At 67.8% G+C, this 23,126-nt stretch carries 19 protein-coding genes; 8 read left to right on the top strand and 11 right to left on the bottom strand.

Annotation, left to right across the window (positions count from 1 at the left end):
- On the top strand, positions 1 to 675 hold a 675-nt coding region (locus HLB44_RS33250), incomplete at its 5' end, for a toll/interleukin-1 receptor domain-containing protein (protein WP_173133961.1).
- A gap of 808 nt (positions 676 to 1,483) precedes the next feature.
- A complete protein-coding gene (locus HLB44_RS33255; protein WP_173133964.1) occupies positions 1,484 to 2,566 on the top strand; it encodes a DUF4062 domain-containing protein in 1,083 nt (360 codons plus the stop codon).
- A 137-nt stretch (positions 2,567 to 2,703) separates the two neighbouring features.
- On the opposite strand, the gene HLB44_RS33260 is transcribed toward HLB44_RS33255, so the two are convergent.
- The 11 genes from HLB44_RS33260 to HLB44_RS33310 form a co-directional block, all read right to left on the bottom strand.
- Positions 2,704 to 3,279 (bottom strand): NADPH-dependent FMN reductase, encoded by a 576-nt coding sequence (locus HLB44_RS33260; protein ID WP_173133967.1) that lies wholly within the window; start codon positions 3,277 to 3,279, stop codon positions 2,704 to 2,706.
- A gap of 13 nt (positions 3,280 to 3,292) precedes the next feature.
- Positions 3,293 to 4,138 (bottom strand): fumarylacetoacetate hydrolase family protein, encoded by an 846-nt coding sequence (locus HLB44_RS33265; RefSeq protein ID WP_173133970.1) that lies wholly within the window; start codon positions 4,136 to 4,138, stop codon positions 3,293 to 3,295.
- A 19-nt stretch (positions 4,139 to 4,157) separates the two neighbouring features.
- Complete coding sequence (locus HLB44_RS33270; RefSeq protein WP_173133973.1) at positions 4,158 to 5,129, bottom strand: Bug family tripartite tricarboxylate transporter substrate binding protein; 972 nt, start codon at positions 5,127 to 5,129, stop codon at positions 4,158 to 4,160.
- A gap of 14 nt (positions 5,130 to 5,143) precedes the next feature.
- Positions 5,144 to 6,397: a flavin-dependent oxidoreductase gene (locus HLB44_RS33275; RefSeq protein WP_173133976.1), complete on the bottom strand. Its 1,254-nt coding sequence runs from the start codon at positions 6,395 to 6,397 to the stop codon at positions 5,144 to 5,146.
- Positions 6,394 to 7,407 (bottom strand): cupin domain-containing protein, encoded by a 1,014-nt coding sequence (locus tag HLB44_RS33280; RefSeq protein WP_173133979.1) that lies wholly within the window; start codon positions 7,405 to 7,407, stop codon positions 6,394 to 6,396. Before HLB44_RS33280 ends, HLB44_RS33275 begins: the two co-directional genes overlap by 4 nt.
- 99 nt (positions 7,408 to 7,506) lie before the next feature.
- A complete protein-coding gene (locus HLB44_RS33285) occupies positions 7,507 to 8,499 on the bottom strand; it encodes a substrate-binding domain-containing protein (protein WP_173133982.1) in 993 nt (330 codons plus the stop codon).
- Complete coding sequence (locus HLB44_RS38285; RefSeq protein WP_173133985.1) at positions 8,496 to 9,596, bottom strand: Gfo/Idh/MocA family protein; 1,101 nt, start codon at positions 9,594 to 9,596, stop codon at positions 8,496 to 8,498. Before HLB44_RS38285 ends, HLB44_RS33285 begins: the two co-directional genes overlap by 4 nt.
- 99 nt (positions 9,597 to 9,695) lie before the next feature.
- Entirely contained in the window at positions 9,696 to 12,620 is a 2,925-nt protein-coding gene (locus HLB44_RS33295; protein WP_173133988.1) for a response regulator, read from the bottom strand.
- 3 nt (positions 12,621 to 12,623) lie between these two features.
- Positions 12,624 to 13,772: a sensor histidine kinase gene (locus HLB44_RS33300; protein ID WP_173133991.1), complete on the bottom strand. Its 1,149-nt coding sequence runs from the start codon at positions 13,770 to 13,772 to the stop codon at positions 12,624 to 12,626.
- A 126-nt stretch (positions 13,773 to 13,898) separates the two neighbouring features.
- Positions 13,899 to 15,530 (bottom strand): right-handed parallel beta-helix repeat-containing protein, encoded by a 1,632-nt coding sequence (locus HLB44_RS33305; RefSeq protein WP_173133993.1) that lies wholly within the window; start codon positions 15,528 to 15,530, stop codon positions 13,899 to 13,901.
- Between the two features lie 116 nt (positions 15,531 to 15,646).
- Complete coding sequence (locus tag HLB44_RS33310) at positions 15,647 to 16,396, bottom strand: helix-turn-helix transcriptional regulator (protein ID WP_173133995.1); 750 nt, start codon at positions 16,394 to 16,396, stop codon at positions 15,647 to 15,649.
- 354 nt (positions 16,397 to 16,750) lie between these two features.
- Between HLB44_RS33310 and HLB44_RS33315 the strand changes: the two genes are divergently transcribed.
- The 6 genes from HLB44_RS33315 to HLB44_RS33340 all read left to right on the top strand — a co-directional run bounded on the left by HLB44_RS33315 (position 16,751) and on the right by HLB44_RS33340 (position 23,115).
- The gene (locus HLB44_RS33315) at positions 16,751 to 17,947 is read left to right on the top strand and encodes a substrate-binding domain-containing protein (RefSeq protein WP_173133997.1); all 1,197 of its coding nucleotides are present in this window, start codon (positions 16,751 to 16,753) and stop codon (positions 17,945 to 17,947) included.
- 94 nt (positions 17,948 to 18,041) lie between these two features.
- Positions 18,042 to 19,475, top strand: a complete 1,434-nt coding sequence (locus tag HLB44_RS33320; protein ID WP_173133999.1) for an extracellular catalytic domain type 2 short-chain-length polyhydroxyalkanoate depolymerase — start codon at positions 18,042 to 18,044, stop codon at positions 19,473 to 19,475.
- A 13-nt stretch (positions 19,476 to 19,488) separates the two neighbouring features.
- Positions 19,489 to 20,268, top strand: a complete 780-nt coding sequence (locus HLB44_RS33325; protein WP_173134001.1) for an ABC transporter ATP-binding protein — start codon at positions 19,489 to 19,491, stop codon at positions 20,266 to 20,268.
- Complete coding sequence (locus HLB44_RS33330; protein ID WP_173134003.1) at positions 20,265 to 20,999, top strand: ABC transporter ATP-binding protein; 735 nt, start codon at positions 20,265 to 20,267, stop codon at positions 20,997 to 20,999. Before HLB44_RS33325 ends, HLB44_RS33330 begins: the two co-directional genes overlap by 4 nt.
- On the top strand, positions 20,996 to 22,027 hold the full coding sequence (locus HLB44_RS33335; RefSeq protein ID WP_173134005.1) for a branched-chain amino acid ABC transporter permease: 1,032 nt from the start codon (positions 20,996 to 20,998) through the stop codon (positions 22,025 to 22,027). Before HLB44_RS33330 ends, HLB44_RS33335 begins: the two co-directional genes overlap by 4 nt.
- Positions 22,028 to 22,038: 11 nt before the next feature.
- Positions 22,039 to 23,115, top strand: coding sequence for a branched-chain amino acid ABC transporter permease (locus tag HLB44_RS33340; RefSeq protein WP_173134008.1), 1,077 nt, complete (start codon positions 22,039 to 22,041; stop codon positions 23,113 to 23,115).
- The last annotated feature ends 11 nt before the right edge of the window (positions 23,116 to 23,126 follow it).

Here is a 23,126-nt window from a genome sequence, read left to right on the forward strand (position 1 = left end):
ACCTTCATCTCGTATGCCGTCGAGGATCACGTCGTGGCGGCGCGTGTGCACGAGGACCTACTTGCTGCGGGCCACATGCCTTGGTTCGCCCCGAAGGACATGCCGCCGGGTGTGCCTTGGCGAGAGTTCATCATGGACAAGATCAGGGGATCGCGCTGCTTCCTTGCACTTCTGTCGAAACAGGCAATTCGCAAGCGAGGCTATGTTCAGACCGAAATTCGGGAGGCGATTGAGTTCAGCCGATCCATGCCGAACCATCGGGTCTTTATCATTCCCGTTCGCCTGGATGATTGCCGACCACGTGACAAGGCGCTCGCCGAACTGAACGGCGTTGACCTCTTTCCGGCCTACGAGGCCGGCTTTGACAAGATTCTGCGTGTCCTTCCTCGGGCCAAACGGCAGCGCCCGCAATACTTCTACGCATATCATGGCGTCGTTGTTCCGCCTGACGTTGCGAATTGGCACGCAACGAAACAGGATCAGTTCATCAAGCAAGTCCTGTGGCCCGCGACGCTGGAACGGGCGAACAGGGCCTACTTGGGTATTGAGGAGGATGGCGTCGCCGACGACAAGCTGAACTATGCCAAGCAGCTTCTTTTGGACACTGCTACCTCCAAAGGGCTTGTCACGGCTTGCGACCGATTTGTCGGTCAACTGCCCAAGCGCGCCGCCTAATTGGCGAACGCCTCACCTCGTCGGGATGCCCACAATGCAAACAGATCCGCCTGTACTCTTGGTACTTCACGACTCCGACATGCAGGCGATCAACCAAGCTCCACACCCTGAGACGGGTATGAATGTGCAGGTCGTGCTGATCGCCGATGGTCCGATAGCAGTCTTGGCTGATGGCTCTGCGCTTCCCTGCTATGCGACTCAGAGTTACTACAACCTATTCGACCTGATGGGGGGAGTTCCGGCGCCCCAGCGCAGCCAGCCGAACTTCACCTTGCCCGCGCTGTATCGCGTTGTTTCAAGCCGACTGCAGGCACAGGCTGCGATCTTCGCAGGTGGCGTCGCTTCGGCGACCACGCCCGCTGTCGGTGCTCATCCATTGATTGCGCGTCGCACTCTCACGACTCCGACCGTATTTCTTCGATACATCAGCTCAGCGAAGGATCGTCGGTTCACGGGGACGAATCTGCTCCCACAGACGTACCTCACTACGACCCTTGAAGCTGGTACAGCCACGTCTGGTTTCGCGGCAGTCGGGAGATTTTCTCTTCCACTGCCCGTACCCGCATGCACGGTGATCGAGTACGAGTTGCCAGTAGGTTCGGTAGTTGACGCAGGGACAGTGGCTCCCTTGTTCGGTCAGTCGGGCGGGGGGGTCGAAGTATGTCTTGCGAGCAGTCCGCACGTCACCCAGCTCAGGTCGAGAACTGTGCCAGAGTACTGACGGCTACCCATCGAGCGGCCGTCGTCCGGCGGGCTTCCCTCCGCCAACAGCACCGCTTACCTCATTCGATAGAGGGCCTCACAACACATGCAGAAGCGCTATCAGGTATTTCTCAGCTCAACCTTTCGGGATCTCGAGTCGGAGCGCCTAGAGGTGATGCGTGCGCTGTTGGAACTGGACTGTTTCCCCTGTGGGATGGAGTACTTTCCCGCCTCCAATGACGATCAATGGTCCTTCATCAAGGACTTGATCGACCAGTGTGACTACTACATTGTGGTCGTAGCCGGACGTTACGGCTCAGTTGATGCTGCTGGAATTAGTTTTACCGAACGCGAGTATCGCTACGCGCTGGAGAAGGAAATTCCCGTCTTGGGCTTCGTCCACGCGGACCCTGGACAGATTCCTCAAGGTAAGTCTGAGCTCGACTCAGAAGGGCAAAGGCGACTCGCGGAGTTTCGCGCGCTCGTGCAGACGCGCCTATGCAAGGACTGGACCACTGCAGCTAATTTGGGAGCGGTTGTCTCCCGCAGCCTAACCCAGCTTATCAGGCGATCACCGCGACCGGGCTGGGTTCGTGCTGATCACTTGGCCGGACCGGAGGCCGCTGAGGAGATCGTTCGGCTCCGGCAGTTGAACGATCAGTTGACTCATAACCTCGGCCGCCTAGCGGTATCGCGTCCAATTGGCTCGGAATCACTCGCGCAGGGCGCAGACGAGGTCGAACTCGCCTACACCGTTACCCTTTCTGAACGAAGCAACGCATATCCCCGCCAACACCATCGACTGGCTGACACGGAGACCTTCACCTGGAAGGACCTACTGGTCGCCGCGGGACCCTACCTGCTTTCAGAGTCCAAGATCTCGAATATCAAGTCCTCCCTCAACCGCATCATTCGAGAGCGCGTCTACGACGAGGTGGTTACCTCCAACCCAGATCTGGACTTTGGTGCTGCGACAGTTCACGAGTCCAGTCTTCAGATGGTGACCGTCCAGTTCGCAGCGCTCGGCTACCTTTCGATCGCGACCACGCGAGAAGAAGGAGGCAAAGAACTGCGGACTGCCGTTTTGACGCCGTTGGGCCGCCAGGAGTTGATGACAGCCACGGCCGTACGAAAGGGAGTGAAGGCGGTTGCCCAGCATAGTAGTTCTGTTGACGAACCAACCGAGTGAGGCCTAGCCAGGTCAGATCCGGTCAGACCCACCTGCGGTCATACATGACCTCATCGGAGGAATCGGCAACAAGGTTCAGGCGCAGGGGACCGGCAGCACCTAGCCTCACTCGGTGAGGGTGCAGCGAACGACCGGCATCACAGCACCTCGACCAGCCGCCGCACGACCCCGGCCACCGATTCCAGCTGCCCCGCATCCTTGAACACCCCGTCGGCATCGAACGCCTCGTGCGCCTTGCCCACCGTGTGCTGCTCAGCCAACGTCGTCACCCCCAACGTCTGCATCATCGCCCGCAAGGCCACGAGCCCCCGCATCCCGCCGTGAAAGCTCGGCGACGCCGCCAGCAGCGCCGCGAACTTGCCCTTGAACGGCTGCGGCCCGGCCGGCCCGCCTTGGCTTGCCGGAATCGGCCGCGACATCCAGTCGATCGTGTTCTTCAGCAGCGCAGAGACGCAGGCGTTGTTCTCGGGCGAGGCAATCAGCAAGCCCTGGTGCTCGGCAAACAAGGCCTTCAAGGTCAATGCCGCCGCGGGCAGGCCTTCGCGCGCTTCGAGGTCGCCGTTGTAGATCGGCATGTCGTAGTCCCGCAGGTCGAGCAGCGTCACGTCGGCGCCGATCTCGGTCGCGATGCCGGAGGCAATGCGGATCAGCTTGCGGTTCAACGAGGCCTCGCGGGTGCTGCCGGCGAACGCGATGATCCTGGGTGCAGTCATGTTGATGTCCTCCTCACGCCGCGCGAACGGTCACATCCATCGCGCCGAGCGCTTCGCATTCTGCGCGCAGCCGGTCGCCCGGCCGGATCGCCCCGACCCCTTCAGGCGTGCCGGTGTACAGCAGGTCGCCCGGCTCGAGCGTGTAGAAGCTCGACGCGAACTCGATCAGCCGTGCGACGCCGTAGACCAGATCGGACGTATGCCCGCGCTGGCGCAATTCGCCGTTCTGATGCAGCGTGATCTGCAGCTGCCCGGGGCCGGGCAATTCGTCTGCGGTCGTCAGCCACGGCCCGAGCACTGTGTAGCTGTCGATCGACTTGCGGAAGCTGCGTTCCTCGGTGCCGCGCACGGTGATGTCCAGGCCCAGGCTGTAGCCGGCGACGTACTGCAGTGCATCGGCAGCGGCCACGCGATCCGCCCGCCGGCCGATCACGACCACCAGCTCGACTTCGAAATCGGTACGCCGGTCGAGAAAGCGCTGCGCGATCCCCTGCGAGGCGCCGACCAGCGACGAAGTCGCCTTGAGGAACAGCCCGGCCTTGCCGATGTCGGTGATGTTGAAGCCGGGCGACACGTTGTTGGCCTGCATCTCCGCGATGTGCGCGTGGTAGTTGACCGGCGCGGCGACGATCTTGCCCGGCTGCGCCACCGGCGCGAGCCAGCGCACCTGGTCCTGCGGTTTGGGCGTGCAGCCGCTCAGGTCGACCAGCATGGCCGGCAGCCGCGGCAGCGCCGCGATCAGCGGGTCGCCCGCGCCGGCGTGCACCGCCAGCAGCGGCGCGAGGCGCTCGGTGACATCGAACACCTGGCCGTGCCGCAGCACGCCGATGCGCTGGTCGTCGAATCGACAGATCTTCATTGCAATTGCTCCTGGGAATTCACTCGGCCTTGACGCCGACCGCGCGCACCAGCTTGCCGAGGCGGTCCGACTCGCGTGCGACGCGCTGCGCCAGCGCCTCCGGCGTGCCGGCGATCACCGCGCCGCCGAAGCCGTGCACCTTCTCGATCACGTCGGGCTGGCGCAGCGCCTTGACGATCTCGGCATTCAGCCTGGTGACCACGGCTTTCGGCGTGCCGGCCGGCGCGAAGATGCCGAACCAGGCGTTCAATTCGACGCCGGGGAAACCGGCCTCGGCCATCGTCGGTACGTCGGGCAGCACCGGTGCGCGCTGGCTGTCGGTGGCCGCCAGCGCGCGCAGCTTGCCCTCCTTGACCAGCGGCGCCGAGGTCGGTCCGTCGAAGAAGACGTCGATGCGGCCGCCGATCACATCGGGCAGCGCACTGGCCGAGCCCTTGTACGGCACATGGCCGAGCTGGATGCCGCTCTTGGCCTTGAACATCTCGCCGACCAGATGCGAGCCGCTGCCGATGCCGACCGAAGCGATGTTCAGCGATCCGCCCTTGGCCTTGGCGAGCGTGACGAACTCGGCCACCGTCTTGGCCGGGCTGGTCGCCGGCACCAGCAGGAAGTGCGTCGACGAGAAGGTCGCGCTGACCGGCTCGAAGTCTTTCACCGGGTCGTAGTTCAGCTTCGCGTACAGCGCGGCATTGATCGCGTGCGTGCCGATGCTGCCCCAGAACAGCGTGTAGCCGTCGGCCGGTTGCTGCTTGAGCGCGGCGATCGCCGTCTGGCCGTTGGCACCGGCCTTGTTCTCGACCAGCATTGGCTGGCCCGTGCTTTCCTGGAACTTCGCGGCGATCAGGCGCGCGGCCTGGTCGCTGGTCCCGCCGGGCGCGAAAGGCACCAGCAGCGTGACGGGGCGGGTGGGGAAGCTCTGCGCCTGCGCCTGCGCGGCGCCGGCGACCAGGAATGCCAACGCGCAAAGGACGTGGCGGAGTGGCAGCTTCATCGTGGGCTCCTTCGTCAGTCAGCCTTGCGCAGGTCATCGGCCGCAAAGCCGGCCACCTTGCGGTAGCGCTCCTGCCATTGCACCAGCTCGTCGCGCGAGATCACGTCGGCGATATCGCGGAAGGGTTGTCCGCCGGTGCGCTCGTGCACCACGCGCAGCACCGCATCGGGCGCGATCTCGCGGTTGGCGAGCACGACGTCGCCGGTGGCCTTCAGCCGCTGCGCTTCGTAGTCCTTCAGCACGGCAGGCCAGTCGTCGCGCGCGGCGAGCATCGGCGCCAGCGTGATGCCGTCGATGATGGCCTGCGCCGCACCGTTGCTGCCGCGCGGCATCATCGGGTGCGCGGCGTCGCCCATCAGCGTGGTGCGGCCGACGGTCCAGAACGGCAGCGGGTCCTGGTCGACCATCGGGTACTCGTAGATCGAGTCGGCCGCGCGCAGCACGGCGGGCACGTCCATCCAGTCGAAGCGCCAGTCTTCGAAGTTGGCGATGAACTCGTCGACGCTGCATTGGCGGTTCCAGTCGCGCAGCAGCTGGTCGTTCGGCTTCGACAGCTCGATGACCCAGTTGACCAGCTGTCGGCCCTCGGCATCGATGTTGTTGCGGATCGGGTAGATGATCAGCTTGCCGGTCTCGTAGGTGCCGAGGTAGGCCATGCTGGCGCCGCTCAGGAAGGGTTGAAGCCGCGTCGTGCCGCGGTACTGCGTCGTGCCCTCGTAGCGCGGCACGGCTTCCTTCGGATGGTGCTGGCGACGCAGCACCGAGTGCACGCCATCGCAGGCCACGGCGATCGCGCCGCGCTGCGGTGCGAGCGTCTCGCCCTTGCCGTTGTCGAAGCGCACGGTGACGCCGGTCTCGTCCTGTTCGACGGCGACGCACTTGTGGTCGAGCACCACCTTGTCGGCTCCGCAACGCTCTTTCACGGCTTCGAGCAGCACGCTGTGCAGGTCGCCGCGGTGGATCGAGATCTGCGGCCAGTCGTAGCCCGCGAACATGCCGCGCGGCTCGCTGTACACGTGCTGGCCGTGGCGCGTGTAGAAGCTGTATTCGCGCGTCTCGACGCCCTTGGCGAGCAGGCGCTTCTGCAGGCCGAGATCCGTCAGCGCCTTGATCGCGTGCGGCAGCAGGTTCAGGCCCACGCCCAGCGGCTTCAGCTCGGGCGCCGACTCGTAGATGCGGAACGGCACGCCGGCACGCTGCAGCGCCAGCGCGAAGGCCAGGCCGCCGATGCCGGCGCCGATGATGATGACGTCGTCGTCCGGATTCATGTCGTCAGTCCCTCCTCTTCACGCAGGTGGTCGATGCGCGACAGGAACTCACGGTCGCTCATCAGGAAGATCGTGGCCGGTCCGGCGCTGGCGCGGTGCTCGGTCCAGGCCCAGCGCGGCAGCGTGAAGACGTCGTGCGGCTTCCAGCGGATCTGCTGTTCACCGATGCGCGTGTCGCCTTCCCCTTCGATGACGATGGCCATCGCGGTGGCGGTGCTGCGCTGCGGTCGCGTCGTCGCGCCGGGCGTCAGGCGCAGCGCATGGCAGTCGATCGTCGGCATCACCGCACCGCCGCTCACCGGGTTGGTGTACCGCAGGCGCTTGCTGCCGTCGGCGGCGGCCGGCATCGCGTTCAGCGCGGCGTTGACCTGCGTCCACGGGTAGCGGTAGAGCGGCGAGTAGGCGGTGCGCGAAGGAAAACCGTCGGGCAGCAGCCCGCCGCCTTGCAGTGCGGCGTCGTCGAGGTCGGCCAGGCCCAGGTCACGCATCGGCCCCGGGCCGTGCTCGAAGAACACGTCCTGCAGCTGGCGCGCGAGCGGGTAGTCCAGGCCATCGAACCAGACCATCGGCTGGTCGCCCTCGTGCACGTGCTCGTGCCAGCTCCACGCGGGGGTCAGCACCAGGTCGCCGGGCTCCATCACGCAGCGCTTGCCGTCGACGATCGTCACCGCGCCGCGGCCGCGCATCACCAGGCGCAGCGCGGCCAGCGTGTGGCGATGCGGCGGCGCCGATTCGCCGGGCAGCAGGATCTGCAGCGCGCCGGACAGCGTCGGCGTCGTGAACACGGTGCCGGGCCAGTCGGGGTGCGTGAACAGCAGCGCGCGGCGCTCGGCCTCCTGCATGTTCACCTCGCGCGAGGCGCGGTCGACCAGCGGCTGCATCACGTGCCACGGCCAGTGCAGGGCGGCATGCGGATGGGGCTCGCGCGTGTTCAGCGCCTTGTAGCGGTCCCACAGCGGCACCGAGTTCACGGCGGCCAGGGCCTCGAGCAGTGGGGGTGGGGCGGTCATGGGGGTGTCTCTGGTGATGGATGCTTCGATGATGATCGGTAAACCAACTATGTCCGTCGAAAAAAGGCCGGTGGCGGCGGGCCCCGGCCGGTGAGTCAGTCAGATCAGGAAGTTCTCGAGCGATTCGGGCGCGAACAGCGCCTCCGGGGCCAGCCGTTTCGGCGACAGGCCTTGTTCGTGGTGGTAGCGCAGGAAGGTGTCGAGCACGTGGCGGTTCGCGGCGAAGCCGTAGGGCCACCAGTCCTCGCCCATCTCGCGCTTGACCTCTTCGACGTGCGAGGGCAGCCACGGCAGCATCGCCTTGAAGGCATGCGATTCGGCGAGGTCGGCGTAGGTCTTGCGCTGCGCGGCGCAGAAGGCCTTCAGCAGCGATTGCGCGATCCAGCGGTTGGCCTCGTAGACCTCGCGCCGGATCACCACGGTGTGCATGATCGGAAAGATGCGCGTGCGCTTGAAATACGCGCGCTCCTCGGCGGCGTAGTCCGGAAAGAGCCGGCGCACGGCATCGGGACGCGTCTCCAGCGTCGACGGCGGGCGCGCGGCCAGCAGCGCATCGACCTCGCCGTCGGCCAGCATGTCGGCCAGCGTCTGCTCGGGGCCGATCGGCTGCCAGCGGATCGACGGCGGCAGGTTCAGCTTCAGTTTCTCGATGCGCCCGGGCTGCTCGACGCCGCCGCTGTAGTGCAGCACCTCGCTCGGCCGCACGCCGTAGTCATCGGACAGGATGCCGCGCATCCACACCGGCGCGGTCATCTGGTATTCGGGGTAGGCGATGCGCTTGCCGGCGAGCTGCGTCGGGCTGCTGATGCCGCTCTTCGTCGAGACGAACATGCTGCCGTGGCGGAACACGCGCGACGGGAACACGGGAATCGCGATGAACGGCGCCGGGTCGCGCGCCAAGGTCATGCAGTACGAGGACAGCGACATCTCGGCGACGTCGAACTCCGCATGGCGCGCCATGCGGAAGAAGGTCTCCTCGACCGGCAGCGTCAGGAAATTCAGGTCGATGCCGTCCGGCCGGACCTGGCCGTTCGACAAGGCGGCGACACGGTCGTAGTCGGAGAAGGCGATCGTCAGCGGCAGTCGGCTCATGGTGCTTCGGTGGGTTCGTCGCGGCCCATCGGGTGAGCCAGGGCATGACGGCGTGCCTGCGGCGTGGCGGTCGCGGCGTAGGCCTGGTCGATGAGTTGCACGCCGCGCCAGCAGTCGTCGGCGCTGGCCGGCGGCGGTGCGCCGTCGCGCCAGGCGGCGAGCGTTTCTTCCAGCACGCGACGCGCGGGGGCCACGTCGGGCTCGCCCGGCAGTGTTTCTTCGCCGTCGCGGTCGACGATGCGCAGCAGTCCGTCCTTGGCCATCAGCAGCGCATCGCGGCCGCACACCTTCCATTCGCCGTCGGCGCCGTCGAGCAGCTTGTCGCGGCCGGGCAGCGGCTTGGCGGCGCCCTCGGTCGTGCGGCGCGGGTAGACGTTGCCGATCTCGACGGTGCCGAGCACGCCGCTGGCCGAGCGCAGCAGCACGGTGACGTAGTCCTCGACCGGCGTGCCGAGCGTGCGCGCGCTCAGCTGTGCGGCGGTGACTTCGGCCGTCTCGCCGGTGAGTTGCAGGAAGACATCGAAGGCGTGCACGCCGAGGTTGCGCAGGCAGCCGCCGCCGGAGGCTGCCGGGTCGAGCATCCAGCCCGAATCCCAGGCCGTGTAGCGCGCCGAGCTGAAGCGGTTCATGCGGATGTACAGGTGCGACAGCGGGCCGAAGCGCTCGCGCATCGCCAGCGCCTGGCGCATGAAGGGCGAATGGCGCTGCGGCAGCGGTGCCGCGACGAAGGCGCCGAGGGCGCGCGCGCGGTCGGCGATCGATCGAACTTCGCCGGCGTTCAGGCCCATCGGCTTTTCCATCAGGAAAGGCAGGCGGCGTTCGAGCAGCTCGTGCGCCAGGGCCGCCTGGCGGTCGTGGCGGCCGAGCGCGAGCACGAAGTCGGGCCGCGCCTGGTCGAGCAGCGTGTTCACCGCGGTGTAGCAGGCCGGCGGCTGCTCGACGCCCAGCTGCGCCGCGCGCCGCTGCACCACGGCGGCGTCGTCGTCCTGGATCGCGACCAGCTGCACGCCGGGCATCGCCACCAGGTGGCGCAGGTAGGCTGCGTCGTAAACCGCATGCCAGTGGCTGACGCCGATCGCGGCGACTCGAATGCTCACATCAGGCTCCTGCACGCTTTAGATGTCGTGCAGATCAATGGTATGCCAACCATTGGCGAGCGTCAAGTGCGCGCGCGGGCGCCTTGCACGCGGCGGTGCTTATTCGGTGGCGGGCGTGCCGGCGCCGAAACGCGCCAGCTGCCCGGCGGCACGCGCATTCAGCGCGCGCAGCGCCTGCAGCTCGCGCAGCAGGTCCGGCGGTGGTGCGGCGTTCGCAGCCAGGCGGCCGATGTTGCCGGCCAGCGCGGCGACCTCGGTGATGCCCAGTGTCGCCGCGGCACCGGCCAGCGCGTGCAGCAGCCGGCGCACGCCCTCGGTGTCGCCGGCCTCGAACAGGCGCAGCGCTTCGTCGGCGTCGCGCGCATGCAGCTGCAGGTAGGTGCCGAGCAGGCTGCGGTACAGGCGCACGTTGCCGCCCAGCCGCTCGAGTCCGCCGCGCACGTCCAGCGCCGGCAACAGCCGCTGCAGGCTCGACGCCTCGTCCTGCAGCGCGGGCGGCACGGCCGGCGCGGCGCGCTCGCCCGGTGTGATCCAGGCCAGCAGCACCGCCTGCAGCTCGGCCGGGTCGATCGGCTTCGGCAGGTGCGCGTTCATGCCGGCGTCGAGGCACTCCTGCCGGTCGGATTCGCGCGCCGCGGCGGTCATGGCGATCACCGGCAGGCCGCCGTTGGGCAGCCGGCGCAACAGGCGCGTCGCCTGCAGTCCATCCATCACCGGCATCTGCACGTCCATCAGCGCCAAGTCGAAGGCCGACTTGCGCAGCCGGTCGATCGCCTCGATGCCGTTGTTGGCGATGATCACCTGCATGCCGGCGCGCACCAGCAGCTCGCCGGCGACCTGCTGGTTGATCGGGTTGTCCTCGACCAGCAGCACGCGCGCGCCGCGGATCGCGCGCAGCGCGCGGGCCTCGGCGTTCGGCACCGCCGGGGCCTCATCGCGGTGGTGCGGCGGCGCTTCCGGCGCGGGCAGCGGCGAGCGCTTCTCGAGCCGCACGATCGCGTCGTACAGCCGCGAGGGCGTCGTCGGCTTCGTCAGCACGCGGTCGGCCGGCACCGCGCCGGCCAGCACCAGCGTGCGCTGCACGCTCGACGACGACACCAGCACCATGATCGCCAGCCGATCCACGGCGGCCGGGTGGCTCTTGCTGTGCAGCGCCTGCGCCAGCTGCGGATCGTCGCCGAGGCCGGGCGTGCGCTCGTCCAGCAGCAGCAGCTGGTAGGGCTGGCCGGCGCTGTCGGCGATGCGCAGCTCGTCGAGCGCGGCGGCGGCGCTGCCGACCACGCTGACCTCGAAGCGCCACGATTCGAGCAGCTGCCGCAGGATGCGCGCCGAGGTCTCCTGCGGATCGATCACCAGCGTGCGCAGTCCGGCGCCGGCGCCCCGTTCCGGGCGCTGACCATCCGGCACGCGGCCGAAGCGCGCGCTGAAGCTGAACACCGAGCCCTCCCCCGGCGCGCTCGTGACCGAGATGATGCCGCCCATCATCTCGACCAGCCGCTTGCAGATCGCCAGCCCGAGGCCGGTGCCGCCGAAGCGCCGCGTCGTCGAGCGGTCGGCCTGCGCGAAGGGCTTGAACAGGCCCGCGGCCTGCTGCGGCGTCAGCCCGATGCCGCTGTCCTTCACTGCGAAGCGCAGCACGGCGTCGTCGCCCTGCAAGGTCAGCAGCTCGGCGCTCAGCACCACCTCGCCGCGGCGCGTGAACTTCACCGCATTGCCGACCAGGTTGTTCAGCACCTGCGTCAGCCGCAGCGGATCACCGATCAAGCGCGGCGGCAGCCGGGGGTCGAGCTCGACGAACAGGCCGAGGCCCGACAGCTCGGCACGCGCCGAGAACAGGCTGGCGACGTTGTCGAGCACCCCCTCGGGATCGAAGGCCTCGTGCTCCAGCGTCAGCTTGTCGGCCTCGATCTTCGAGAAGTCGAGGATGTCGTCGAGCAGCCGCATCAGCGCCTTCGACGCGGTCTGCACCTTGACCAGGTAGTCGCGCTGGCGCTCGTCGAGCTCGGTGTCCAGCGCCAGGTGCGTCAGGCCGATGATCGCGTTCATCGGCGTGCGCACCTCGTGGCTCATGTTGGCGACGAAGCGGCCCTTGGCCTCGTCGGCGGCCAGCGCAGCATCGCGCGCCGCGGCCAGCTCGGTCGCACGCGCCTGCTCGTCGCGGTGCATGTCGACCAGCCGCGCGTGCAGCCGGCCGTTCTCGATCAGCAGCTCCATCAGCACGTAGCTGGCGGCGAACAGGCCGTAGATGCGCCCGGCGTAGAAGCCGAGGTCGTAGCGGCCGGCATTGAAGACGGCCGACAGCGCGATGTCGAAGACCCAGGCCGCCATCACCACCAGCAGCCACAGGTCGAGCACGCTGCGGCGCCGGCCTGCGCGCACCTGCTGCACCAGCACACCCAGCGCCGCAGCGGCGGCCAGCCAGACGCTGCCGACGACGGCGAGCATCGCCGGCGTGTAGCGGTTGCCCACCATGATCGGCGGCAGCAGCGCCTCGCCGGTGGTGGCCAGCAGCGTCAGGCCGAGTGCGGCGGCCATGAGCACGGTGAATCCGCCGGCCAGCTGGTGCATCGACAGCCGGGCGGCCGGGTCGGTCACCGCATAGACGATGACCGCCAACGGGAAGCCGGCGTGCCAGAACATGTACAGCCAGGCGGTGCTCTGGGCACCACCGCCGATCAGCCCGCCGGGCGCGAACAGCCCCGGAAAGCTGAGCAGGTGCGCCAGGGCCAGCAGCGCCGTGAACAGGTAGCCGCCGGCCAGCAGCGCCAGCGCCCGCGAGCGATCGACGCGGAACTGTCCGGCCAGCAGCATCGCAGTGATCAGGTCGCTGACGATCAACGCCGATTCATAGACCGGGATGAAGCCGGCGAACGGCTTCAGCGGCTGCTTGGCGAACGGCAGCAGCGCAGCGAACAGCAGCGCCGAGCCGAGCACCACCGCCAGCGCGCGCCGGCGCATCGTGTCGGTGACCGCATCGGATGACAGCACCAGGGCGACCGGTGCGGCGGCGTTGGCGTGGGGCATGGCTCAGCGCACCGCGTCGCCGAGCGTGAAATAGAAGCTCGCACCGGCGCCGGGCGTCGCATCGGCCCAGACGCGGCCGCCATGGCGCTGCACCACCCGCTCGACGATCGACAGGCCGACGCCGCTGCCTTCGAATTCGTCCTGCCGGTGCAGGCGCTGGAAGGCCTGGAACAGCTGCGCGGCCTGCGCCATGTCGAAGCCGGGGCCGTTGTCGCGCACGTAGAAAACGCTGCGGCCGTCCTGCTTCTCGCTGCCGATCTCGATGCGCGGCCGCGGCGTGTGGCGCGTGAACTTCAACGCGTTCGACAGCAGGTTGACGTAGACCTGGCGCAGCAGCGCCGCATCGGCCTCGATGATCGGCAGCGCATCGCAGACGATCTGCGCGGGATGGTCCGGCTGCGGGCGGCGCAGGTCGTCGAGCACGTCCTGCACCAGCGGCGCCAGGTCCACCGGCTGCAGGTCGAGCGCCTTGCGGCCCAGGTGCGACAGCCGCATCAGGTCGTCGATCAGCCGGTTCATGCGGCGCGCCGAGCGCTCGATGTCGCCGAGCCACTGCAGGTGGTCATCGGCCAGGCGCGCGCCGGCATGCTTGCGCAGCAGCATCGCAAAACCGAGCACGGCGTTCAGCGGCGAGCGCAGGTCGTGCGAGGCCGAGCGGGTGAAGGCATCGAGCTCGCGGTTGCTGGCTTCGAGCTCGGCGACGTGGCGCCGCACGCGCTGTTCGAGCGCCGCATTCTCCTGGCGCAGCCGGCGCATTGCCAGGCCGCGCTCGATCACCGGCAGCACGGTGTCGAGATGGAAGGGCTTGAGCACGTAGTCGCAGGCGCCGGCCTGCATCGCCTCGACCGCGCTGCCGATCGTGCCGTCGGCGGTCATCAGCACGACGGCGAGCAGCGGATCGAGCTCCAGCGCGGCGCGGGTCAGCGCGATGCCGTCGGTGCCGGGCATCATCTGGTCGGTCAGCAGCATGTCGCAGCCGCCGCGGCGCAGCTGCGCCAGCGCTTCGCCGGCACTGCCGACACCGACGATGTCGAAGTCCCGGCCTTCGAGCGCGCCGCACAAGGCCTGCAGCTGGATCGGCTCGTCGTCGACGATCAGCAGGCGCGCCCGACCGGCTTCCGGTTCCCAACTGCTGCGCTCTTGGCCGCTCATCGCATCTCCCGCCACTGCGTTCGGACGATAGAAGGAGAGCACTGCGCCTTTCTCTCCCCGGGGCGCAGCATGCCACGCGCCGCGGCCGGTGTCATCCAGCCGCGGTCCGATGCGGGACGTGGGGTCTTATCGAGGGCAGTTGGCCGCGTTCGCCTCGGCGCCGCGGAAGACCCCGTTGCCGCTGATCGTGCTGCCCGGACTGTTCACCACCTCGCCGTACTGGTGCGGCCCGGTGTTCGGGAAGCAGGCCCGGTTGTTGCGCACGATCGCGCCCGAGTCCGGCGTGTCGCCGGGACCGATCGGGCCGCCGATGGTCACCGCCGCGTGGTAGTTCACATGGTCGACGATGCTGAGGTTGTTCTCGACGACGATGCCGGGCGCGGCGTTGATGCAGAAGCTGCAGTTGCCGAGATTGATCACCGTGTTCCCGCGCAACACGAAGTGGGTGAAGGCCTCGGGCGTGTCGTAGCCGGTGGTCACCGAGAAGCCGTAGCAGCCGCCGGTCGATTGGGCCTGCTCGATGCGGTTGTTCTCGATCAGCAGGCCGTCCATCCGCCCATGGAAGGTCACGTTGCCGCCCTGGCAGACGCCGTTGACGGTCGAGTTGTGCAGGAAGCGGTTGCCGCGCAGCGTGATGTTGCGTCCCGCATGGTCGTTGCCCGACAGGTAGATCGCGTGGTTGAACGCGCTGCCGGAGAAGTTGTTGCGCTCGAAGACGTTGCCCTCGATCAGCGCGTCGTTGAACTGGCCGAGGATGCCCATGCTGCTGTTGAAGGCGATGCGCGAGTTCAGCAGCCTGAAATTGTGGATGCCGTGCAGCGGCGCCGGCTGCGAGTGGATCGCGATCTGGAAGCCGGTGAACTCGACGTTCTCGACCGTGATGTCATGCAGGTTGTCGCGCAGCCACAGGCCCCAGTGGGTTTGGCCCTGGCCATCGAGCTTCAGGTTGCGGATCACATAGCCGCCGTCGTTGACGGCGCTCTGCCAGCGACCGAACTCGATTGCCGCGGCGTAGGCCGGCGAGCGCAGCCAGGGCACCGGACCGCTGCCGTAGGCATCGACGACCAGCGGTTGCGCTGCCGTCACGTTCGGGTTCTCCAGCGGCACGATGCGGAAGCCGTTCCACGCCCCGCCACGCGCGAACAGCAGCTGCGCGCCGGCCGGCAATGCGTTGACATTGAAGCCCTCGACGGTGCGCTTCGGCGCCGTGGCGCTGGTGCCGGGGTTGGCGTTGTCGCCGGCCACGCAGCCGGGTGCGGCGCCTTCCTGGCAGTCGGAGAAGTAGTAGGTGTTTGCCGGTGGCGGCGGGGGCGGCGGAGGAGGCGGCGGAGGAGGCGGCGGGGGCGGGGGCGGGGGCGGGGGCGGGGGCGCGGTGACCTGCACGTCGCAGGCCTTGACCAGCCCCGGCGCCGGGTCGACGCGGAAGAACGTGGCGCTGCAGGTGCCGCTGCCGAGCATCATCTTCGTCACGTACCGGCCTTCGGCGCCGTAGCGCACGAGGGCCCGCGGCACGACGCGGAAGGCCTGGCCTTCGCGGGCGATGCGCCGCCATTCGGTGGTGTCGGCCGCGGCCGGTGCGGCGGCACCGCCGCGGGCGGCCTGCAGCGCCTGGCGGCGCGCCGGCTCGGCGGCGGCGGCGGCCGCGGTCTCGGCCTCGGGGCCGGCGTCGCCGCCGCCGCAGCCGGCGAGCACCGCGGCGGTCAGCCAGGTCGAATGGAAGAGGCGTGAAAACCGCGGGCGGCTGATCGGGTCGTTCATGCGGGGGTCCGTGGAATGAGGATGACGGCTGAGCGCCGGACGGGCGGCAGCGTAGCGAGTGCCGGCAGCCGCTGCGATGACAAGCTCTGGTACTTGTCGGACGTGTGCTTCGTGTGCTAGTGAATGAGTCCCAGCCGCAGCGCCTTGACGACGGCCTGGTGCTTGTTGATGCAGCCGAGCTTGCGCGCAGCGTTGTGCAGATGGCGCACGGCGGTCTGTTCGCTGATGCCGAGGATGCGGCCCAGCTCCCACGCGGTCTTGCCGTGCATCGTCCAGCGCAGGCCTTCGAGCTCGCGCGTGGTCAGCGGCGGCGGCTCGGCGTCGGTCGCCGGCGGCAGCAGCAGCCGCAGCGCGGTGTCCTGTGCATGCACGGCGAAGAGCTGCAGGTCGGCCGTCATCCGGCTCGTCTCGGCAGGGCATCGCGGCAGCGCCCGGTCGCGGTCGACACCGATGAAGAAGTGGCGCCCGCCGGGCAGGTGCAACGCCATCGCGATGCCGTGTGCGAAGCCGAAGGGCGCCTGCGTTTCCCAGACATCGGCCTGGTCGACCGCCGCGTAGGTCTGCCGGTCCCACAGGATCGGCAGGCTGCTGAGCTTGCAGTGCTGCATCACGGGGCAGCGGCGCCCCTGCGCCGTGTCGTGGAACTGCCCGAGGAAGGCCGCCGGAGTGTTGTGCACGCAGACGAAGTCGGAATCTGCGCCGAACCGATCGAGCACGGCCATCGCCGACACGGTGTCGAAGCCGAGCTGGCGCGTGAAGCGCAGCGTCTGCGCCAGCAGTTCATGCGGCGTTGCCACCGCCGTCACCGCCAGGAACTCGTCACGCAACCGTGCGCCTTGCTCGCCCTTCGTCGTCCCCAACGGCATTCCCCACTGCAACAGCGGGGGGATCGTATCGGCCCATTCACTCGGGGCGGTGGTCAACAAATGGCAACGATTGAAACGGTACGCTGCAGAACCGCTTGACTTCTTTCCGGACATTGGAGGGCGGGTGTGTCCAGACTTTAGTCAGTTGAGCTGCCTTGAACTCATACATGACCGATCCGGACAGGTGCGTGGGCACCGGCGTTGCGCGTCTTCGGCGATTGAAACGGCGCCAACCTCCCGTTTGGTCGGGGTTTGCACTAGGTTCGTGCAATCCGGCACGGGCGTTGCACCAAGAGCGTCGACCGGGGCTCGCCAACGGCCCCGAACCATTCCACCGATCGAGGAGCACATCCCATGAAGCGTCGCCCGTTCAGCCTGGGCCTGATGGCCGCCGCCAGCCTCACCGCGCTGGCCGCCGGCTCCGCCGCCCAGGCGGCAGACGAGATCCGCATCGCTCACATCTACAGCAAGACCGGCCCGCTCGAAGCCTACGGCAAGCAGACGGCGCTGGGCTTCCTGATGGGGCTGGACTACGCGACCGGCGGCACGATGGCGGTGGCTGGCAAGAAACTGGTGGTCATCGAGAAGGACGACCAGGGCAAGCCCGACCTCGGCAAGAGCCTGCTGGCCGCCGCCTACAACGACGACAAGGCCGACCTGGCGGTCGGGCCGACCTCGTCGGGCGTCGCGCTGGCGATGCTGCCGGTGGCCGAAGAGGCCAAGAAGATCCTGCTGGTCGAGCCGGCGGTCGCCGATTCGATCACCGGCGACAAGTGGAACAAGTACATCTTCCGCACCGGCCGCAACAGCTCGCAGGACGCGATCTCCAATGCCGTCGCGCTCGACAAGGCCGGCGTGACGATCGCCACGCTGGCGCAGGACTACGCCTTCGGCCGCGATGGCGTGAAGGCCTTCAAGGAATCGATCAAGAACGCCAAGATCGTCCACGAGGAATACCTGCCGACGACGACCACCGACTTCACCGCCGGCGCGCAGCGGCTGATCGACAAGCTGAAGGACCAGCCCGGGCGCAAGGTGATCTGGATCATCTGGGCCGGCGCCGGCAATCCGTTCAAGATCGCCGACATGGATCTCAAGCGCTACAACATCGAGATCGCCACCGGCGGCAACATCCTGCCCGCCATGGCCTCGTACAAGCAGTTCCCGGGCATGGAAGGCGCCACCTACTACTACTTCGGCATTCCGAAGAATGCGGTCAACGAGTGGCTGGTCGCCAACCACTACTCGAAGCACAAGACGCCGCCGGATTTCTTCACCGCCGGCGGCATGAGCGCGGCGATTGCCGTCGTCGAGGCGCTGAAGAAGACCAAGGGCGACACGGCGACCAACAAGCTGATCGGCACGATGGAAGGCATGAGCTTCGACACGCCGAAGGGCAAGATGACCTTCCGCAAGGAAGACCACCAGGCGATGCAGAGCATGTACCACTTCAAGATCAAGGCCGACCCGGCCTTCGCGTGGGGCGTGCCGGAGCTGGTGCGCGAGATCAAGCCCGAAGAGATGTCTGTGCCTATCCGCAACAAGCGCTGACGCGCTTGTTGCGGTAGGCACTGCGTACCCGAACGTTCCGCTCCCCCAGCCCCCTCCGGGAGGGGGCTCCAGTTTGGTCGACGAGGAGACAGGTATGCGCAGATCGTGTGTCTGGCGTGCTGGATTGCTGCTGCTCGTTTGCAGCGCAGTCCAGGGCGCACCTCTTCCGCAACTGGTGATCGACACGTCGAAGACGACGGTCTCGGGCCTCTCGTCGGGCGGCTACATGGCCGTGCAATTGCACGTCGCGTACTCGGCCACCTTCAAGCACGGCGCCGCGGCGATCGCCGGCGGGCCGTTCTATTGCGCCGAGGGGTCGGTGACGCACGCCACCGGCCGCTGCATGGCGCACAACACCAGCATCCCCGTGTCGACGCTGGTCAACACCACCAACAGCTGGGCGGGAAGCGGCTGGCTCGACCCGGTTTCCAACCTGCAGAACTCCAAGGTCTACCTGTTCTCAGGCGCGCTCGACAGCAAGGTCACGCCGCCGGTGATGGACGACCTGAAGACCTATTACCAGAGCTTCGTGCCGGCGGCCAACATCGTCTACAGGAAGGACGTCGCGGCCGAGCATGCGATGGTCACCGACGACTACGGCAACGGCTGCAGCACGCTGGGCGCGCCCTACATCAGCGACTGCAACTTCGACCTGGCCGGCACGCTGCTGCAGCACCTGTACGGCGCGCTGAACCCGCGCAACAACGGCACGCTCGGCGGCAGCTTCGTCGAATACGAGCAAACGCCTTATGTGAGCGGCCACGGCATGGCCACCACCGGCTGGGTCTACGTGCCGCAGGCCTGCGCTGCCGGCCAGAGCTGCCGGCTGCACGTGGTGCTGCACGGCTGCAAGCAGAACACCGCCGACGTCGGCCAACAGTACGTGCGCAACACCGGCTACAACCGCTGGGCCGACAGCAACAACATCGTGATGCTGTACCCGCAGACGAGCCTCGCGGCGACCAACAGCTGCTGGGACTGGTGGGGCTACGACAGCGCCAACTACGCCAAGAAGAGCGGCCCGCAGATGGTGGCGGTCAAGGCCATGGTCGACCGCGTGTCGAGCGGCACGCCGCCGTCGAACCTGCCCGCACCGACCGGCGTCGGCACCTCGGGCGCGACCAACACCAGCATGACGATCGTGTGGAACGCGGTGACCGGCGCCACCGGCTACAACGTCTACCGCGGCGCGACCAAGGCCAACGGTGCGCCGGTCGCGGCAACCACCTTCAACGACACCGGACTGTCGCCCGGCACCACCTACCAGTGGACCGTCAAGGCGGTCGATGGCAACGGCGCCGAAGGCCCCGCATCGGCGCCGCCGGCCAGCGGCACGACGACCGGCAGCGCCGCCACCTGCTTCACCGCCAGCAACTACGCCCACACCACCGCCGGCCGTGCCTATGCGCTGTGGGGCTGGACCTATGCCAACGGCTCGAACCAGTCGATGGGCCTGTGGAACATCTACACGACGACGACACTGAAGCAGACCGGCTCGAACCACTACGTGATCGGCACCTGCCCCTGAACCTCGCGACACCATGCTCGAAACGAAAGACCTGACCATCCGCTTCGGCGGGCACGTGGCCGTCGACCACGTCAGCTGCGCCTTCAAGCCCGGCACGCTGACGGCGATCGTCGGGCCGAACGGCGCCGGCAAGACGACCTACTTCAACCTCATCTCGGGGCAGCTGCCGGCGAGCGAAGGCCGCGTGCTGCTCGATGGTGAGGACCTGACGGGCCTGCCGGCGCCGCTGCGCACGCGGCGCGGGCTCGGCCGCGCGTTCCAGCTGACGCAGCTATTCCCCAATCTGAGCGTGCGCGAGAACGTTCGGCTGGCGATCCAGGCGCGCGAATCCGGCCGCGGCAAGGGCGGGCCGATGGGCGGGCTGGACCTGTGGCGCGTGTGGCTCGATCGCCAGGCCTGGGTCGACGAGGCGGAAGCGCTGCTGGCGCAGGTGCGCCTGGCCGACAAGCGTGACGTCGCCGCATCGGCACTGCCGCACGGCGATCAGCGCAAGCTGGAGGTGGCGCTGCTGATCGCGCTCGACCCGAAGGTCTTCATGTTCGACGAACCGACCGCCGGCATGAGCGTAGACGACGTGCCGGTGATCCTCGACCTGATCCGCAGCCTGAAGCAGCGCCGCGACTGCGCGATCCTGCTGGTCGAGCACAAGATGGACGTGGTGCGCGAGCTGTCCGACCGCATCATCGTGCTGCACAACGGCGCGCTGGTCGCCGACGGCGAGCCGGCCGCGGTGATCGCGTCGCCGGTGGTGCAGCAGGCCTACCTGGGCATGGCCGCCGAGGAGCCGGCATGAGCAATATTCTCGAATTGAGCGGCGTGCACACGCACATTGGCGCTTATCACATCCTGCACGGCGTCGACTTCGCGGTGCCGGCCGGCGAGGTGACGATGCTGCTCGGCCGCAATGGCGCCGGCAAGACGACGACCTTGCGCACGATCATGGGCCTGTGGCAGCCGAGCCAGGGCGACGTGCGCTTCAAGGGCCGCAGCCTGAAAGGCCAGGCGACGCCCGACATCGCGACCCAGGGCATCGCCTACGTACCCGAGAACATGGGCATCTTCAGCGACCTGACGGTCAAGGAAAACATGGTGCTCGCCGCGCGCGCCGCCCGCCACGCCGGCGAGCTGGACACCAAGCGCCTCGACTGGATCTTCGACCTGTTCCCGGCGCTGAAGAAGTTCTGGCTCTACCCGGCCGGAAAACTCTCCGGCGGCCAGAAGCAGATGCTCGCCGTCGCACGCGCGATCTGCGAGCCGCGCGAGCTGATCCTGATCGACGAGCCGAGCAAGGGCCTGGCGCCGTCGATCATCCAGAATCTCATTTCGGCCTTCAACGAGCTGAAGCGCCAGCGCACGACGATCCTGCTCGTCGAGCAGAACTTCATGATGGCCAAGGCGCTCGGCGACCACGTCGCGGTGATGGACGACGGCCGTGTCGTGCACCGCGGCGCGATGCGCGAGCTGGCCGAGGATCAATCGCTGCAGCAGCGCTTGCTGGGTTTGTCGCTGGGAGCGCATCAATGACTGCCACCGTCTCCACCCCCACGGCCGCACCGGCAGCGGCCGCCGCCGCGGCGGTGCCGAAGGCCCGCTTCGACTGGGTTCCGCTGGCGCTCGTCGCGGCGCTGGCGCTGGCCGCCTGGCCGTTGATCGGCAGCTCGAGCACCTGGTTGACGCTGACCGTCGCCGGCCTCGCGATGGGCCTGATCGTCTTCATCACCGCGTCGGGCCTGACGCTCGTCTTCGGCCTGATGGACGTGCTGAACTTCGGCCACGGCGTGTTCATCGCGCTCGGTGCCTTCGTCGCCACCAGCGTGCTCGGCGCCACCGCCGGCTGGACAGGAGGATTCGGCCAGCTCGGCGGCGTGTTCCTCGCGATGCTCGTCGCGATGGCCACCGCCGGCGCGATCGGCTGGGCCTTCGAGCGGGTGATCGTGCGGCCGGTCTACGGCCTGCACCTGAAGCAGATCCTGATCACGATGGGCGGCATGATCGTCGGCGAAGAGATCATCAAGATGATCTGGGGCCCGGGCCAGATTCCGCTGCCGCTGCCCGACGTGCTGCGCGGTTCCTACCTGATCGGTGACGCGGCCATCGGCAAGTACCGCGTGCTGGCGATGGTCATCGGCCTGGTTGTTTTCGCGGCGCTGGTGTTCACGCTGAACCGCACCAAGATCGGCCTCTTGATCCGCGCCGGCGTGCAGGACCGCGAGATGGTCGAGTCGCTCGGCTACCGCATCCGGCGGCTGTTCGTCGGCGTCTTCGTCGCCGGCTCGGCGCTGGCCGGCCTGGGCGGCGTGATGTGGGGCCTGTTCCAGCAGAACGTGATCCCGCAGCTCGGCGGCCAGGTCAACGTGCTGATCTTCATCGTCATCATCATCGGCGGGCTGGGCTCGACGCTCGGCTGCTTCGTCGGCGCGCTGCTGGTGGGATTGCTCGCGAACTACACCGGCTACCTGACGCCGAAGGTCGCGCTGTTCTCGAACATCGGCTTGATGGTGGCGATCCTCTTGTGGCGGCCGCAGGGCTTGTACCCCGTGACGAACCGCTGAAGGCCCTGGCGATGCTGAACCGAATCCTCTCCCACGACCTGCCGAAAAGCCGCTGGCTGGCGATCGCGCTGGTCATCATCCTGATCGCGCTGGCGGTCGCGCCGTTCGCCTTCCCCGGCAGCAAGGCGCTCAGCGTCGCCGCGAAGATGCTGGTCTTCGTGCTGCTGGTGGCCAGCTACGACCTGCTGCTCGGCTACACCGGCATCGTCAGCTTCGCGCACACGATGTTCTTCGGCATCGGCGCCTATGGCGTCGCGATCGCCAGCACGCGGCTCGGCGAGGGCTTCGGCGCGGTGCTGGCCGGTCTCGGCATCGCGCTGGTGATCTCGCTGGTGCTGTCGCTGGTGATTGGCCTGTTCTCGCTGCGCGTCAAGGCGATCTTCTACGCGATGATCACCTTGGCCGTCGCGGCCGCGTTCCAGACGCTGGCCTCGCAGCTGTCGGACCTGACCGGCGGCGAGGACGGCCTGACCTTCAAGAACCCGGGCGTGCTGAGTCCCTCGTTCGAGCTCTTCGAGGAGCCGATCCTCGGCGTGATGGTCGACGGCAAGCTGTTCAGCTACTACCTGCTGTTCGTCGTCGTGCTGGTGCTGTTCCTGGCCTTGCTGCGCATCGTCAACTCGCCGTTCGGCCGCGTGCTGCAGGCGATCCGCGAGAACGACTTCCGGGCCGAGGCGATCGGCTACCGCACCGTCGTCTATCGCACCTTGAGCAACGTGATGGCGGCCCTGTTCGCGACCGTCGCCGGCGCCTTGCTGGCCCTGTGGCTGCGCTACACCGGCCCCGACACCACGCTGAGCTTCGAGATCATGCTCGACATCCTGTTGATCGTCGTCATCGGCGGCATGGGCACGATGTACGGCGCAGTGGTCGGCGCGGTGCTCTTCGTGCTGGCGCAGAACTACCTGCAGGACCTGCTGAAGATCGGCGAGACGGCGCTGGCCAACGTGCCGGTGCTGTCCAGCCTGGTCTCGCCCGACCGCTGGCTGCTGTGGCTCGGCGTGCTGTTCGTGCTGTCGGTCTACCACTTCCCCACCGGCATCGTCGGCAAGCTGCGCGCGCGGGCGCTGCAGCGGGCCGCGGCCTGATCTTCAACAAC

The sequence above is a fragment of the Pseudaquabacterium terrae genome, from assembly GCF_013266755.1.
GTDB lineage: Bacteria > Pseudomonadota > Gammaproteobacteria > Burkholderiales > Burkholderiaceae_C > Pseudaquabacterium > Pseudaquabacterium terrae.